The 16,690-nt window shown below is 57.2% G+C and carries 9 protein-coding genes; 6 read left to right on the top strand and 3 right to left on the bottom strand.

All coding sequences use genetic code 11. The annotated features are described in order from the left end of the window. The first annotated feature begins 5 nt into the window (after positions 1 to 5). The 4 genes from OHL13_RS09545 to OHL13_RS09530 all read left to right on the top strand — a co-directional run bounded on the left by OHL13_RS09545 (position 6) and on the right by OHL13_RS09530 (position 9,610). The gene (locus OHL13_RS09545) at positions 6 to 1,073 is read left to right on the top strand and encodes a pectinesterase family protein (RefSeq protein WP_263409896.1); all 1,068 of its coding nucleotides are present in this window, start codon (positions 6 to 8) and stop codon (positions 1,071 to 1,073) included. Between the two features lie 419 nt (positions 1,074 to 1,492). Continuing rightward, positions 1,493 to 5,230: a TonB-dependent receptor gene (locus tag OHL13_RS09540; protein WP_263409895.1), complete on the top strand. Its 3,738-nt coding sequence runs from the start codon at positions 1,493 to 1,495 to the stop codon at positions 5,228 to 5,230. Between the two features lie 99 nt (positions 5,231 to 5,329). After that, the gene (locus tag OHL13_RS09535; RefSeq protein ID WP_263409894.1) at positions 5,330 to 8,470 is read left to right on the top strand and encodes a sugar-binding domain-containing protein; all 3,141 of its coding nucleotides are present in this window, start codon (positions 5,330 to 5,332) and stop codon (positions 8,468 to 8,470) included. A 60-nt stretch (positions 8,471 to 8,530) separates the two neighbouring features. After that, on the top strand, positions 8,531 to 9,610 hold the full coding sequence (locus tag OHL13_RS09530; RefSeq protein WP_263409893.1) for a LacI family DNA-binding transcriptional regulator: 1,080 nt from the start codon (positions 8,531 to 8,533) through the stop codon (positions 9,608 to 9,610). Here OHL13_RS09530 and OHL13_RS09525 read toward each other — a convergent pair. Further along, on the bottom strand, positions 9,607 to 10,995 hold the full coding sequence (locus OHL13_RS09525) for a glycoside hydrolase family 28 protein (protein ID WP_263409892.1): 1,389 nt from the start codon (positions 10,993 to 10,995) through the stop codon (positions 9,607 to 9,609). The two genes, OHL13_RS09530 and OHL13_RS09525, sit on opposite strands and share 4 nt — an antisense overlap. Before the next feature lie 743 nt (positions 10,996 to 11,738). Between OHL13_RS09525 and OHL13_RS09520 the strand changes: the two genes are divergently transcribed. Both OHL13_RS09520 and OHL13_RS09515 read left to right on the top strand, forming a co-directional pair. Then, positions 11,739 to 13,430 (top strand): capsule assembly Wzi family protein, encoded by a 1,692-nt coding sequence (locus tag OHL13_RS09520; RefSeq protein ID WP_263411640.1) that lies wholly within the window; start codon positions 11,739 to 11,741, stop codon positions 13,428 to 13,430. Between the two features lie 64 nt (positions 13,431 to 13,494). Continuing rightward, positions 13,495 to 14,724 carry a glycosyltransferase family 4 protein gene (locus OHL13_RS09515; RefSeq protein ID WP_263409891.1) on the top strand — a complete coding sequence of 410 codons (1,230 nt, stop codon included), beginning with the start codon at positions 13,495 to 13,497 and terminating at the stop codon, positions 14,722 to 14,724. Positions 14,725 to 14,757: 33 nt separating this feature from the next. On the opposite strand, the gene OHL13_RS09510 is transcribed toward OHL13_RS09515, so the two are convergent. Continuing rightward, positions 14,758 to 15,885: a glycosyltransferase family 4 protein gene (locus OHL13_RS09510; protein WP_263409890.1), complete on the bottom strand. Its 1,128-nt coding sequence runs from the start codon at positions 15,883 to 15,885 to the stop codon at positions 14,758 to 14,760. A 16-nt stretch (positions 15,886 to 15,901) separates the two neighbouring features. Then, on the bottom strand, positions 15,902 to 16,687 hold the full coding sequence (locus OHL13_RS09505) for a glycosyltransferase (protein WP_263409889.1): 786 nt from the start codon (positions 16,685 to 16,687) through the stop codon (positions 15,902 to 15,904). Between the last annotated feature and the right edge of the window lie 3 nt (positions 16,688 to 16,690).

The following is a 16,690-nucleotide window of genomic DNA, read 5'->3' as shown; positions in this document are numbered from 1 at the left end:
GTTTTGTGACGCTACGTTGCTTTGCCACGTTGCTGCTTTCTGCTGCTGTCTGTACGCTGCCCGCTGTTGCCGCCGATTCTTTGAAGGCGATTACCGTGGCGCCGCAGGGAAGTGCTGACTTCCACACGATTCAGGAGGCCGTGGACCACGCGCCGGCTGAAGGCGCGATCCTGCGCATCGCTCCGGGCAAGTACCGCGAGAAGATTCACATCAGCAAACCGAACATCCATCTGATCGGCACGGGCAAGCAGCCGCAGGATGTGGTGCTGAGTTGGAACGACTCGGCGAAGTCTGCCGGAGGCACCGGTAAGAGCGGCAGCGTAAGCGTGGACGCCGACGGCTTTGCCGCCGAGAACCTGACCATCGAGAACACCTTTGAGCTGGAGCACGAGCGTTTTCCGGGTGAGGGTTCGCAAGCCGTCGCACTGCTGATGAGCTCGGACAAGGCGGTGCTGGACCGTGTGCGCCTGCTGGGCGCGCAGGACACGCTCTACGCCAACAGCCGCACCTGCCATGACAACCTGCCGAAGGACGGCAGCGCCCCGCCGCCGGGACGAGCCGCCTGCCAGGGCTCGCGGCAGTACTTCCGCGATTGCTATATCGAGGGGCACGTGGACTATATCTTTGGCGACGCCAAGGCGGTCTTTGAGAACTGCGAGCTGCACTCGCGCCACCATGACACGGTGATGGTGACGGCGCAGAGCCGGCAGTTTCCGGAGGAGGACTCGGGCTACTACTTCCTGCACTGCCGCATCACCGGGCAGGACGTGGGCGATAAGGTCATCCTTGGGCGGCCGTGGCGGACATATTCCACGGTCCTGTTCTACGACACCGACATTCAGCAGAAGCTTGCCGCCGATGGGTGGTCCGAGTGGGGTGGCCGTCTGAAGAACAGCACCTACCGCGAATACAAGTCGCACGGACCGGGAGTGAACGGTGGCCAGCGCGTCGTCAACTATCCGCCTCTCACCCGGGCAGAGGAGAAGTCGCTGACTCCCCGGGGCCTGTTGGCGGGAACGGACAAGTGGGATCCGGTTGGCGCGATTGGGCGGCTCCGTAAGCTGGCGCGTTAGGTATTGGTCAGACCATTACGCTATTGAAATTATTTCTGTAAAGAATTCAGAAAGGTTCCGGATCCGGAGGCGGGGAGTGATCCCAGCCTCCGGATTTTTCTGGATAAAAGGGTTCTGGATGCAGCAGGAAACGAGGCGGTTTTCAGTGATGAAAAAGCGAATTCCGAGCCATGAGAAACGGGCGTTTATCGAAACGCTTCAATTTCCAGATTTTTGGATATTTATTCCGTTTTAAGGAGGGCATTCGATGGCTTATCCGAACCGTTTTAATTTTGAAAACTCCATTTGACTGTCGTGTTTTCCGGAGCGTAACATTCGCATCGTTCTCGAAATCTGAGACCAAGCCGCAGCGCGAAGCTATGCGCACGGTGATATTGCGGTCTATTTATATCCGCGAGTTAATTTTTGAGGAGTCACCAATGACGTTTCGCTCTTCCATCTCTCGACTGGCACTTGCAGCTGGTCTGACCAGAGGAGTCGTTCGATACGCGACGCCGCTGGCACTGGCTGCAGCGTTGTCGGTTTCTGCCAGCGCTCAGCTTGCTGGTAAGGGGTCGATCAACGGTCGCATCGTCGACACTACCGGCGCGGTTGTTCCGGGTGCTGATGTCACGATCACCGACAACGGCACCAATAAGAAGCTCACAGCCAAGAGTTCCGGGGCTGGCGACTACACCTTTTCTCTGGACCCAGGCAAATACACGATCACGGTTTCCATGCCTGGCTTCAAGACCGTGACGCAGGAGAATGTCAACGTCAATGCTCTGCAGACCTTTTCAGTCGACGTAACTTTGCCCACGGGCGAGACGACGGAACAGGTAACGGTATCCGACGCGCCTCCGACACTTGAAACGTCCAACGCAACGCTCGGTGTCACGATCGAGCAGGAGCAGTATGCTGCCCTGCCTCTGATTCAGGATGGCGGCGGTCAGCGCCGCGCCACCGACTTTGCCTCGTTGCTGCCGGGTGTAAGCTCGCAGACGACCAACGGCAACCAGACCACCAATGCTGGTGTTGTGAATGGTTCGGGCAGCCGTGGTGCTGTTTCGGCGATTTACATCAATGGTGTGCCGATCACCTCGGCGGCTGGCGAAGGCGATCCCCGCTTTGTATGGACATCGATGGCGGTAGACGCCATTGAGCAGTTCCAGGTGCAGACGGTTGGCTACTCGTCAATCTACGAAGGACAGGGCGTCCAGAACTACGTTGTAAAGCGTGGTACGAACAGCATTCACGGATCGATCTATGACTACTTCCGTGACACCGCGCTGGATACCTGGGGCTTCCAGAAGGCGACCAACCCGCTGACGGGCCGCCTGCAGAAGCCGACCGAGCATCAGCATGAGTACGGCATGTTCCTTGGCTTGCCGATTATCAAGGATAAGCTGTTTGTCTTTGGCGGCTATGAGGGCTACCGCTTCTCGCGCCAGGTTCCTTTCCAGCAGATGACGGCGCCGACAGCACGTATGCGCCAGGGCGACTTTGGCGAGCTGCTGACCAATCCGGCGAGCTGCGTTGCCGGATCAACCTCTGTAATCGCTGGCTGCATCTACGATCCGGATACGACTCGCCTGGTGGGCAATAACTACCAGCGCACCGTGTTTGCCAACAACATTATCCCGGTCTCGCGCCAGTCGCAGGTTGCGCGCAACCTGCAGTCGTATCTGCCGGCTCCGACCAACAGCAACGTCAACAATAACTACCTGGTGAACTACAAGACCGGTCTGAACAACTGGACGACGACCAACCGTATCGACTACACGATCAACAACAAGCAGGCGTTGTCGGTCGTGCTGGCGTGGGGCCGTCAGGCAACCACGGCTCCGGCCGCGGTCAGCATCTCGTCCACCTCCAACGGTATGCCAGCACCGTACATCTCGTCACAGCAGTTTGCGCCGAAGACGAAGGTGTTCATCTTTGAGCATACCTATGCGATTACGTCGCGCATCACGAACCAGGTTCACTATGCGTTTGGCCGTTATGACGGTCCTGGCTTCAACCAGAGCATCAGCAGCACCTGGGGAGCAGCGGCAAATGGCATTTCGGGTCTTCCGAGCGGACAGGCTTCCACCTCGTTCCCGACGGTGACCTTCTCGGGTAACACCAACATCAACCGCTGGGCGGGCTACTCAAGCAATCGTCCCGTGGCAAACGGCTTTGTCCTGGTCGACAACCTGCAGTACACCAAGGGCAACCATAACTTCACCTTTGGCGGTCAGATTGCCTGGATGCAGTACAACTTCCTGAACAATGCGACGGGTGTGAATCCGCTGCAGCTGACCTTCAACGCGACCTCGACGGCCGGCTACACCGGTACGGCGACGGTCGGAACAACGGGTCAGGCGTATGCCAGCTTCCTGGCTGGTGCGGTTAACAGCGGCACGTTTACGTTGTCGTCGGTGCCTGAGACAGGCGCTCGTTTCCGTCCCGTGTCTGGTTATGTGCAGGACAACTGGAAGATCACCCCGAAGCTGACGCTGGATATTGGCGTGCGTTTCGACTATTTCCCCAGCTATCGTGAAGTACAGAACCGCTTTTCGTACTTTGACCCGAATGCAACCAATCCTCTGGTTGGCGCTCGCGGAGCGGTGGCCTTCGGCGGATACGGCGCGGGACGTTGCAACTGTAACAGCCCGGTCAACGACTACTTCAAGGGTTTCAGCCCGCGTGTGGGCTTTGCCTACCAGCTGGATCCGAAAACGGTGGTTCGTGGCAGCTACAGCGTGATCTATACGCATGGCAACGCGAATGGCGGCAGCGCCACCTCCCGGCAGGGCATTGGCCTGCAGGGCTACAGCGTGAGCCCCTCCACGGTCTTTGCAGCTCCTGCCGCAGGCCAGGTTGGATCGCAGTATTGGAAGCTGGACACGGCCTATCCGTCCTACAGCGCTCCGCCGAATCTTGATCCGTCGATCGGTACGTTCTACACGACGCTTTCATCGGCCTCGTCGCAGACACCTTCGTACGCCGATCCGAATTACGGTGGCCGTGCGCCGCAGTTCATCAACTGGAACTTCGGTATTCAGCGCGAGCTGACGCCGAGCACGACGATGACGCTGAGCTACGTCGGATCGCAGGGCCACTTCCTGCAGCCGGACAGCCTGAACGCTCGCGGTGCCATCTCCAACCAGGTGGACCCGCGTTACCTTGCACTGGGTTCGCTGTTGAATGCACAAGCGACGCCGGCTAACCTGGCAACGGCGGGAGTCTCCCTGCCTTACGCCAGCTTCGGTGGTTCTGCTAACCCCTCGATTGCCCAGGCTCTGAAGCCGTTCCCGCAGTACGGCAGCATCAGTGATGCCTATGGCTTTGTGGGTAACACCCGCTTCCATGCCTTCCAGGCCTATGTCACCAAGCGTCTGACCAATGGTCTTACGTTCATGACCAACTACCAGTGGGCACGTTCGATCGACAACAACGGAACCTTCCGTGTTGGCTACGACCTGCCGGCTGCTTATGCCAGCGATGGCAAGTTCCATGCGGCCCGTTCTCTGGATAAGAGCCTGTCGCTCGGCGATCAACGTCACAAGTTCGTTGTCACCGGCGCGTATGACCTGCCGTTCGGTAAGGGCGAGCTTGGCGGAAGCAATCCGTTTGTCCGCCAGCTGATTGGCGGATGGAAGGTCTCGGGAATCTTCAATGCATTCTCAGGCGCTCCGATGTCGGTCACGATGAACTCCTGCAACATCAACCCGTCGCAGAATGTCTGCTATCCGCAGGCGAATCCGAACTATGTGGGCAATGGCCGTCTGAACAATGGCAGCAATCGTCCGCATCTGGCCACAGAAGTGGGAGCCAAGCAGTTCCTGGATGCGAATGCGTTCGTTCCTTACGCTGGCAACCAGGCGCAGTATGACTACCGCTTCAGCACGATCGCTCGTACGGCTCCGTACTCAGGTCTGTTCCAGCCGGGCAACTACCGCCTGGATATGAGCCTGCGTCGCGCCATCAATCTGCCGAAGGCCGGTCCGCTTGAAACCAACAAGCTGGTCATCGAAGCGGACTACTTCAACGTGACCAATCACACCCGCTTTGTGTACAGCCAGTCCAACGCTGTGCTGAACACATTCGGTACCGCCAGCTACGGAACGATGGTTGTAGACAGTTCTTCTGCAACCAACCGTGCGCTGCAGCTCGCTGCTCGCATCGAGTTCTAACCCGTAACCCAGAAAGCCGCCGGTCCTGCCGGCGGCTTTCCTTTGCTTATTTTGTTTGTTACCCGTAATTAATATTTTGACTCCCAGGAGCCTTGCACCATGGATCGCCGTTCGTTTCTCCGTAACAGCACATTGGCCAGCGTCGCCTCAGCTCTGAAAACGGAAGCCGTGTATTCCCAGCCGAAGGAACAGCCGCTGCTGACAACGGGTGCGCGCAGCGTGCGTTATAGCGAGATGGAGCTGGATGTTCCTGATGATGGCTGGCGCCTGTGGCTGGATCGCAAGGCGGAGTGGAAGAACGATACGATCTTTCTGCCCCAGGATGTGAAGCTCGCCTCGTTACCCGTGAATGCTCCAACCGGGGGATGGGCGGTGCTCTCCACGCAGCAGGGGCTAGGTGTGGCCTTGCCGGCGACGGCGGAGCAGTTCTTCTGGGGCATCAACGGCTTTTTTCCTTACAAAGACGAGTACAAGTTTGAGACCACTGATGACCAGGTGAAGAATGGCGCGTACTACGGCGTCTCCTGGTGGTGGCGCGAGATTTCGATTCCCAAGGCCTTTGCCGGTAAGCGCATCCTGCTGCACATTCGCGGAGCTCGCCAGCGCGCCGAGGTCTACCTGAACCAGAAGCTGGTGGGCTACTCCATCATGGAGGAGCTGCCGTTTGAGTGTGACCTGACCGAGGCAGCGCAGCCGGGGCAGAGGAATGTGCTGGCTGTCCGCATTACCAATCCGGGCGGCCGTCTTGACTGGGTGGACGGCAACCGCCTGAGCTGGGGCGGTATGGAGTTCCAGAAGAGCCATGGCTTCGGCGGCATTGACCGCGGCATGGTGCTCAGCGCGCATGGTCCGGTCCGCATTGCCGACAGCTGGGCCTTGAATACGCCGGAGGCAAAGTGCATTGTGGCGCATGCCGAGGTGGAGAACAGCGGCAGGCAGGGCATCACGGGCAAGGTACGCTTCTCAGTGCTTGCGGCAAACGGGAAGCAGACTCTGGCTACGATCGAAGTGCCAGCCAGCGTTGAGCCTGGCAAGACGGCAACGCTGAAATCAGAGCTTACGGCGAAGGACGCGAAGATCTGGGACCTGGATACGCCGCATGTCTACACGCTTCGCTCGGAGTGGATTGACGGCGGCAAGGCCGCGGCAGTCCGTGACGTGGATTGCGGCTTTCGCTGGATTACGACGGATGGCGTTGGCAAGGATGCGGTCATCCGCCTGAACGGCCGGCGTATCCGCATCTATACCTCGATCTCGTGGGGCTTCTGGGCTCTGAATGGGCTGTTTCCATCACCAGACCTCGCGGAGAAGGAGGTGCGCGTCGCCAAGCAGTTCAACCTGAACGCACTGAACTTCCACCGGAACCTGGGCAAGGAAGATGTGCTGTACGTGCAGGATCGCATGGGACTGCTTCGCTGCCTGGAACCTGGCGGCGGCAGCCAGGGCTTCGTTCCGGCATCGCAGGGCCACCAGAGCGCGCGGCGCTACATGGAGGCCAAGATTCGCGGCATGATCCGCGCCTTCCGCAGCCACCCATCGGTGGTGCACTACATTATCCAGAACGAGACGACGCTTGATCCGCAGAGCCCCGACCTGGCACAGCTCTTCCACCTGATGCAGGCCGAGGACCCGAGCCGCACCATTGTGGGCAACGATGGCTTTGTGATGCGTGCACCGCAGGCGTGGAGCCAGCCCTACAGCGCGGAGATTCTGAAGTCCAAGGGGAAGGCGACGGAAGAGGGCGGGGCCGGCGGATGGTGGGTTGACCACACGGGCCACTTCTCCGATGTGTGGCAGGACACGTATTACAACTCGAAGACCGACTTCTATTACCGCTCGCCCGTGAAGGCTGAGATTGTGGAGTGGGGCGAAATGAAGGGCGCTGCGTCGATCGACAACCACGCGAGCGTGCTGCGTGAGATTCGCCGCCATGGCGGCCTGAGCTACGACAAGCTGGACCATGAGGAACAGCTTGCGAGCTATGAGAAATTCCTCGATCGCTGGGGCTTCCGTGCGGCTTTCCCGACGGCGGAGAAGCTCTTCCTCTCCATTGGCCGCCGTGCGTATGAGTCGTGGGGGCAGTTCATGGAGAACGTCCGCATCTGCGACGAGAATGACATGGCGGCGATCAGCGGCTGGGAGTCGACGGCCATGGAGAACCACTCAGGCCTGGTCGACAACTTCCGCGACTTCAAGGCAGACCCGAAGGCGATCTCGAACGCTCTGAGGCCGGTGCTGCCGGTGGCCAAGCAGAAGCGCCTTGTGCTGGCCACGGGCGAGAAGGCCGTCTTCGACACGTGGCTGCTGAACGATAGTGATAAACCCGTGGCTGGCAAGCTGACGCTTACCCTTACCAGTCCTGATGGTGTGAAGACCCAGGTGGCGCAGTACGATGCTCCGAAGTTCCAGCGGGACCAGCTCTCGTACCTGCTGGAGGAGAGCGTTACGACGGTTCCGCTGACCGGGGCTGGAACCTGGGTGGCACGCTTCTCCGGCAGCGAGCATCCGGATGTTGTGCACGAGGTTTCACTGCTGGTTGTCGACCTTGCGCCGGCCAGCCTGAAGCCGCTGCGTGTTGGCGCGGCGCAGTTGTCTCCCCAGGTGGAAGAGACGCTGAAGAAGATTGCCGGCATCACGGTAGAGCCGTTTGTGGAAGGCGGTAAGTACGACGTTCTGATCGGCTCCGGTGGCGCATCCGATGCCTCGAAGAATCTGGCTGTGGATGCCGAAGGTGCCTACAAGCCCGGCTCCGGTCCAATCAAGGAGTTCACCCTGCCGGAGGCAATGCTGGCTGCCGTCAAGGCGGGCACGCCTCTGCTGGCAATTACGCCGACAGACGGGCAGTCGATCGGTGTGGCGAAGCAGTTGGAGACACTGGGCGCCTTCAAGTTCCATGGAGTGGTTGGCGCCTCTCGCGCCTCGTGGATGGGGTCGTGGTATTTCATCCGCAAGCATCCTCTGTACGACGGCATGCCGGTGGACCAGGCCATGAGCATTCACTACCAGGTGAAGGGCGGGGGATCGAACGGTTGGATGGTCGATGGGCCGTCGGTGGAGGTGCCGTGCGCCTATGCACGCGATCATGATCGCAACATCGGAGCGGGCACGCTGGCTGCGAAGGTGGGCAGCACGCCGGTTGTGTTGCATCGCATTGTGGACATGCATCCGGTCCTGCTGCAGCGCTTCATGGCGAATGCTCTCGCGTTCCTGACAACCAAAGGAGGAGCACAACAGTCGTAGTTTCCTGTTGTTCCTGTCATCAGGTAAGCTGGTAGCCCCGTCCTTTCAGGAGATTTTGCGTTGGCAGTTTCACCGAAGGCAGACGCTTACCAGCAGAAGCGATCCAGCCGAATCAAAATTCAGGATGTCGCCCGCATGGCGCAGGTCTCGTTGAGCACCGTCTCCGGCGTGCTCAACGAGAAAGACAATATTCGTCCCGAGACGCGCCAGCGCGTTCTGAATGTGATTGAACAGCTTGGGTACACGCCGAATATCTTTGCCAGCAACCTGGCGCGGCGTCGTACCAAGCTGATCGGCATCATTGTCTCTGACCTTCTCAATCCGTTCTTTGCAGAGATTGCCAAGGCGCTCGATACCCAGGCGCGTGAGCAGGGGTACGAGACATTTCTGGCCGCTACCAGCTTTCACCCGGACCAGCAGTATGCTGCCGTGCAGCAGATGCTGGCGTTGCGTGTGGCCGGCATTGCCATGATGACCTCCGAAAACGATCCGGAAGCTTACTCACTGCTGAAGAACAGCGGCACACCAGCGGTCTATCTGGACAACAGCCACTCTGCTCCGTCTATCGGCACTGTCCGGGTCGACAAGCGGCACGGCATGTTTGTTGCCGTGCAGCACCTGCTGGAACTGGGGCACCGCCGCATCCTGCTGATCAAGAACTCGCAGCAAAGCCCCTCCGAGCCGCCTGAGCCGCCGATGTTCTCGCACATGGAACGGCAGATCGGCTTTGAAGAAGCGCTGCTGCAGTACAACCCCAAGGAGATGGATGTTCACATCGTCGACGAAGCGGGTGAGCCGGCCGCGGCGGGGTTGCGGGCGGTGCAGCGAGCGCTGGAACGCTATCGCTTCACGGCAGTGGTTGCCATCAACGACCTGGTCGCCCTGGGAGCCTTTCGCGGCTTGCAGGCAGCCGGGCTGTCGATTCCACACGATGTTTCCGTCGTAGGATTCGACAACACCTATCTGTGTGACTTCCTGCATCCGCCGCTGACGACAGTTGCCACGCCGCGCACCGACCTGGCGCGCAGCGTGCTGAAGATGCTGAATGCTTACATTGACGGGAAAGAGCAGGCCCACGAGTCCATGCTGTCGGCCAGCATTGTGCTGCGCGAGTCCACGGCAAAGCCGCCGGTGAGCTAGCGCAACACGTACGTCTCTTTTGCGGTAATTGGGTCCGGAACTTTGGTCGGCTGCAATGCCACCGCACCCTGCAGGCCGCTGCCGCTCACGTTGACCATGCTCAGCAGTGGGCCGTTGAACCCGGTAACTGCAATGTTTTTCAGCGAGACATGACGCATATTGGCCAGCGACATGCCCTTGCTGCAGGTGCCCGTGATGTTTTCCAGTACAAAGCCATCCAGCGGTTTTTCGGGATGGATATTCACCGCTTCCACCAGCACTGGCATATCCGTAACGCGGATGTTGTGGAACTGGAAGTTGCGAATGGTCGGAATGCCGTCGAGCCCCGGCACCGGGAACTCATCCTGCTTACCGCTGTCGAGAATATTCAGACGGAGGAAGCCCATCTGCGCGCCGGAGACCTCGAGGTCGTTCATCACGATGTTCTCGAGAAATGCGCCGCGGCCGGGTCTGCTCTTGATGTAGATGGCGAAGGTTTTTGCGCTAAGGCACTTGCAGTGCTCCACGTGCACGTTACGCACGCCGGCGGAGGTCTCGCTGCCAATGCCGATGCAGGCCCAGTGATGGTCGCGGAAGGTGCAGTTGGCGATGCGGACATTCTCCGTGGGGCGAGCGATGGTGTTGCCCTCCATGCCACGGCCCGACTTGAGCGAGATACAGTCGTCGCCGGTGTCGAAGTCGCATCCTTCGATCACCACGCCGCGGCACGAGTCGACATCAATGCCGTCGGCGCCTCCATGCACGGTCACGTTGCGGAAGGTCACGTCTTCGCAATAGACCGGGTGCGTGGACCACATGTCATTCTGCCTGGTGTAGAGGTCCTGTACCAGCACGTGCTTGCAGTTCACAAACTCCAGCAGCGCGGGATGACGCATGCCGGTGGCGCGGTCGACGCGCCCGGGAATGGCGGTGTTGCCCAGGATCTTTCCCTTGCCAGTCAAAGTGATGTTCTCGGCATCGACAGAGATGATCAGGCCGGGATAGCCCTTGATCCACTTGCCCTCCCAGCGCACCTGCGACAGCGGATAATCGGTAAGGTCAGGAGATCCCTGAAGCGTTGCGCCTTCCTCGATTCGCAGCGTGGTGTTGGAGTGCAGGGAAATGGTGCCGATCAGGTACTCACCGGCGGGAACAAGAACCTCACCACCGCCCAGAACGAGGCAGCGGTCCAGTGCCTGCTGAAAGGCCAGCGTGTCTTTCGTCGTTCCATCGCCCTTGGCACCGAAGTCACGAACGTTCAGATGAACCGGGTTCAGCTTGCTAGCTGTTCTGGAAGGCTGCTTACTGTGGCTGGCGGTTTCTTTCGCCATGGCATACCGGACAGCACCGGGGAATGCCGCTGCCAGTAAGGTGGTGTTCTGCAGGAATCTGCGGCGATCAGTCATGTTCTCTTCTCGTGAAAGCAGTTCAGAAATATGGAATCGAGAGGGATAGAGTGGGAGAGTGTTGGAATTGGAATAGGCTTTCCGTCCGTGTCCAAGCTGATTATAAGTGCCGTCATACCTCGATATGGTCCTTCTTTGCGGGAGATCTCCGGCTCTCTGGTGCGATTCCCTGCACAGACCATGCAATCTCCTGCACGCGGTCATCGGCTCCACGGCTTACGGATATTGCAAAGGCCGCAGGTGCCTTTATCGCTGCCGTCCCTATTGCGCTGAATAAGAAGAGGTCGTCCCGCGTCAGTGCCCATCTGCGCGAACACATCGGCCCGGGATATAGCGACTCACTGAACGAACTGGCAAGGAAAATGGGACCCCGCGTTGTCGTGGGCCAGCCCGGCAGCCTGGTCCGCTTTTCCGCCAATGATCTTCTCCCCGACGGGTTTTCCTGCCCTACGAATGCCATCAAGGCCGAGACAGAATTTCTGCATAGAATCGCGAAGCAAATTGGCACAAGAAAATCCGGAACAAAAGAAAAGGCCGCCTATGATTGTTCTTTTTGTGCACGGTGCTGTCCTGGATAAATAACGCATACTGCAACCTGCCCGTTGCGTTGCACCTGTTTAGAGTGCTCTGTAGGATGAAGGCTATGATCATTCCACGGAGTCTGGATGAGTCGCCTTAAACGCAGAATATGGACCTGCACAGGTTCGAGTATTGTATGGGTGGGAACTTGCTGTTTGTTGGCGGTGTTTTCTGTTATCACTGCTTTTGCGCAACAGTCACAGCCCCATCTCTTGCTGCCGGAGGATGATTCGGACAGTGAACTCTCTTATACAGATGCTTATGGATCAACCAACGTTCCCATGGATAGTTGGATCTATCCGGCCCTGGAGCGTCTTGCAAATCTTGGATTCATCGATCATCAGAGCGTCTCAATCCGTCCATGGACCAGAGTAGAGTGTCTGCGGCAACTGAAGGAGGCGGAGGGCAACTTTCTTGGTGAAATGGCTGACAGCCCGATGTATCCGGAGGCGGAGCGTCTTCTATCTGATCTGCGACGAGAGTTTGAATACTCTCCGTTAGCTCCATCAGCGGAGGTCGAATCAGTTTATGCGCGTGTCGGCACCATCGCTGGGCCAGCCCTTACGGACGGTTTTCATTTCGGGCAGACATGGTGGAATGACTATGGCCGCCCACTGGGGCGGGGAAGCAGTGTGATTGCCGGCTATTCTGTACGTGCGCACCGTGGCCGGTTCTTCTTTTATGACCGCCAGGAATTGCAGTATGGTCCGGGTAAAGCTGCAGTCACGAAGGTGATGTCGGATCTGTTTCAGCAGATTGACATGCTGCAATATACGTCCTCAATTCCAAACGCATTTCCGGTGGCTCCTGCATCACCGGCCGGAGTGCGACAGCGGCCTATCGAACTCTATGCGGGGGTAGCATTCGCAGGAGCTCAGTTGTCGTTCGGAAAGCAGCAAATTTTTTGGGGACCAACCAAGTCGGGACCGTTCTCGTTTTCCAGTAATGCGGAACCTACCTACAACCTTAGGCTCGTAGCTACGCGGCCGCATTACGTCCCCTTTCTTGGCCATGCGGTTACATACCGGTATGACATTGTGTTTGGAAAACTCTCCGGCCACAAATTTCCCGCACGTCCGTACTTCAATGGACAGAAGTTGGAACTCACGTTCGGTAGAAATTTTGAGATGAGTGCGACGCGGTGGTCGCTCTTGTGGGGTGTAGGTCACCCGATGACCCTGCGAAGCCTGAAGGATAACTTCTTCAGTGCCAATTCTACGGGAGATACATTCGATTACGGCGAACGAAGCGACCCAGGTGATCGCAAGAGTGGATTCGACTTTCGCTGGCACGTTCCAGGAATCGAACGTTACGTGACAATTTACGCGGACGGTTATGCCGACGATGAGCCAATTCCGATGGATGCGCCACGGCGCACTGCCTGGAGTCCGGGAATCTACTTCAGCCAGATGCCATACCTGCATTCTGTTGATCTACGGTTCGAGGTGGCCAGCTCCATGGCTATGAGCCAGGATGAAGGCAGCAACCGTTTCTTTATCAACAACCAATATCGCGACGCTAATACCAATAAAGGATTTTTGCTTGGGAATGCTGTCGGACGAAACGCAAGATCCTACGAAGTCAGTTCCACATACTGGCGCTCTGCGCGGACTTCCTACACAGCCGCGTTCCGGCATGTACAGGGTGGTCGTATGTTGCCCGGCAGTCATTCGATCAGTGATCTTTCCTTTACAGGGAATTTCGCCCTTTCGCGTGAATGGAGCCTCACCGCATTTGCTCAATATGAGCGCTGGCTGATCCCTGTGCTAAATCCGGGAGCACAACGAAACGGAAGTGCCTGGATTTCTTTGACCTGGAATCCTCAGTCGGAGAAACTGATTTCCCGTCGTAAATAACATGAGTTCAGCAACTGGTGGAGCACGTCTACAGTCTCGAATTATGTCGTACACTGATGCTTCCATGAAAGTCCTTATCTCCTCGGGAGCGGGGAAGCTTCACTTCAATGACACCGCACTTGCAGCCGCCTCCGCAAACGTAGACGTTGGCTTTATTACAGGCTGGATTCCGCGTGAGAGGGACCGTTTCTGGGTGGATGCACTCGGGAAACTTATCGGAGAAAACTCTCTTTTTAATCGCCTGCGCCTACGGGCCGTCGCACGACCTGGTCTGAAGAATATTGAGGTTATCTGGCCTGAAGTGGCTGGCGGTCTTCTCCAGGTCGGGACAAAGCTGAAGCTTCTGGATCCGATGGCTTCCTGGGGGCAGGCATTCATTCTTGCCGGACGTGCGAGCCGGAAGCATCTTCATGGTGCGGATATTTTTCATGTCCGCAGCGGAGCAGGCCGCGGAGGTGCAATCGCACGAGCACGTTTCGAAGGGATGAAAATCCTTGTTGACCACTCCATTGCGCATCCGTATGCGATGGAGGAGCTTCTACGGCCCGAGTATGAACGAGCGAAGCTTCCACCTGAAGAATTTCGCAAAGCAGGCCTTTGGAAGATTGTGCTTGAAGATTGTATGGATGCGGACCGACTACTGGTTAACTCGCACTTCGTACGGCGTACCTTCATTGAGCAGGGGTACGATCAAGACCGCATCGACGTTGGATATCTTGGAGTCCGGGAGAGCTACTTTGGTTTGAAGCAGAAGTACGAAATTGAAGGCAGACTGAAGGTTTTGTTTACCGGTAGCTTTTCACTTCGGAAGGGGGCGCGTTCTCTTCTGGAGGCAATGCGTATCCTGCGGGCAAGCGGAGTGGATGCAGAACTGCATATTGTGGGTAATATAACGGACGGTGCAGTCTGGATTGAGGAGGGAGATTCGGTCTTTTTGCGGCATACACCGTTTGCCGCGCCTGAATCTCTTTTTCCCTTGTTGGCATCTTCTGATCTATTCGTTTTTCCAACACTGGCTGAGGGTTGCTCCCGTTCGGCCATGGAAGCTGCCGCCGCAGGAATGCCAGTCATTACAACAGAGAACTGCGGTCTTCCTCTCCAGCATGGAAGCTCCGTTGTCTATACTCCGGTGAACGATGCGCAGACTCTCGCAGCGGAGATTGCCCGGCTTGCAGGCTCCGTTGAGGAACGTGCACGCCTCGGCAGGAATGGGGCTAACACGATTGCGCAAGAGTACACGTGGGCGGACTATGGCCGCGTCCTACGGTCTATCTATACGCGTATGCTTGCGTGAACCTGCGACTTGCCTGCAGTAATGGAACTTCTGCTACAGGGGCTCCCCGTTAGGCTCTGGGTCCGAGAAAATTTGCGCCAGCATGGTTAAGCTTTCCGCTCGCGTTTCCTGCGATCGGAGAAGGCCGGCTTCGAACTCATTTCGCGCTGCGCAGGACAATTGGCTCAGGAGTAGTTCATCTCCGGCTAAGGCGCATGCTCTCTCGGCAATCTGGTCTAGATTATGAGAAAGCGGCACGATGTTGTTCGCGAGAATTCCTTGCATATAGGCGGACACCCCTCCGCAATCGCGGCAAAGAGGTACGCAGCCAGAGGCCATTGCTTCCAGTGGAGGAAGAGCAAATCCCTCGTGATCGCTCAGCAATAGAAAAACTTTCGTGTCGGAGTACAGATCCCGCATCTCCTCCACAGAAGGTCTCAGCAGAATCCGATCGGTCAAAGGGGCCGCCATTGTGGCGATGTTTTCGTCCGGCGTAATACAAGCTGTCCGTATAGAACCACATGTGCGCAGAAGGGCAAGCAGACTCATATAGAGATCGAGCCGCTTATGCGCCCCATCTCGCAGAACCATCACGAAATCAAAGGACCTGCCCACATTGGGGGCTTTGCTGGAAAAATCGGATAAGGCCCAGATTGCCGTCTCACACAAGGGGAGGAGCCCGATTTCCTGAAGCTTTTTCTTGAGGTATTGGTTTGCGACTACCAGAGATGTATAGCGATAAAAAAACAGTATCGCGCTTTTTAGCAGATGCTGCTTCCAGCCCCTCGCCACAAAAGTCCATTCAAGGTCTTGAACAAACACGTAGCGGGTTCGGTTGGCGACAAAGAACAAAAATGGAAGCGTCGAGAAATGTGTCGCGAATAAAATATTGCGGCGGTTCGCCGTTCCTGTGCGACGTCTTAAGTGCTTCCGTAAAAGATATGCAATGCGCGGCAGGTCTTTCCATGCGCCCGCCTTCGTAGGCATAGACGGAAGCAAATGTAATACAGGCAGGCCAGTGGCTGCCCCCTCAGCAGGGTGTGACCACATGGTGATGATCTGAACAGCGCAACCGCGGTCCTGAAGATCTTTCGCAAGTTTTATGGCTTCCCGTACTCCGCCGCCGACCCGAAGAGTTGGCAAAAGAAAGGATACCGTCCACTCCTGAGAGGAGTTCTTCATAGTGCACGTCTGCCCTTTAGTGAGAGCGTTTGATCTGTGGAATCAAACGATGGACGAGCCAGTGCTTTGTGATGTAACCCCAGCACAAAAGCGTTGCGATAAAACTGGACATTCCATTTTCACGCTGAATTCTCTTGTTGGAACGAAAACTCTTTAGAAAAGCTGCATCGCTGTGGCCACCCAAATAGTAAGTTCCCAGCACCTGGTCTACCACATAAAATCCTGTTTTCCCAAACCGTTTGTAATACCGGTGGAACCACTCGTAGTCCATGCTGTTTGGGAGTAACTGGTACAGTCCCAATTCCTGGTCGTCGTAGAAATGAAGCGGGACAATGGCCCAATTATGAGGCAGGTGCATCCCGCGCCACAGACTCTCCGGGCGAGCCTTAAAGACGCCAGTGATGTCACCGGCTTCTGTGCTGAGCCGAGCGTGGCAACAGGTTATACGGTCATCGGAAACATACTTCTGCAGGACAGCCAGACACTCAGGATCAACCGTATCGCCGGAATTTAGCAGCATCAGGTGGCGGCCTTTGGCTCTACGGATACCTTTGTTCCACGCATCCGCGATACCTTTGTCCGGTTCACTCATCCAGAAAGAAGCTTGCGTGTACCCAGGAAGATCTTCAACGGTTCCATCGTTGGAGCCCCCATCGATTATGATCCATTCAAAATCGCGCGAACTCTGGGCTTCGATGCTACGCGCAGTCCTTGCCAGGCCACTTCTGTTGTTCCAGTTAATCGTCACTATAGAAAATAGAGGACTTGTATCCACTGGGTTTATTTCAACAGCTTGGGTCAAAGA

This window comes from Terriglobus tenax (assembly GCF_025685395.1).
Lineage (GTDB): Bacteria > Acidobacteriota > Terriglobia > Terriglobales > Acidobacteriaceae > Terriglobus > Terriglobus tenax.
The sequence above is the reverse complement of the archived record's forward strand: the minus strand, read 5'-3'. Positions and strand labels throughout refer to the sequence as shown.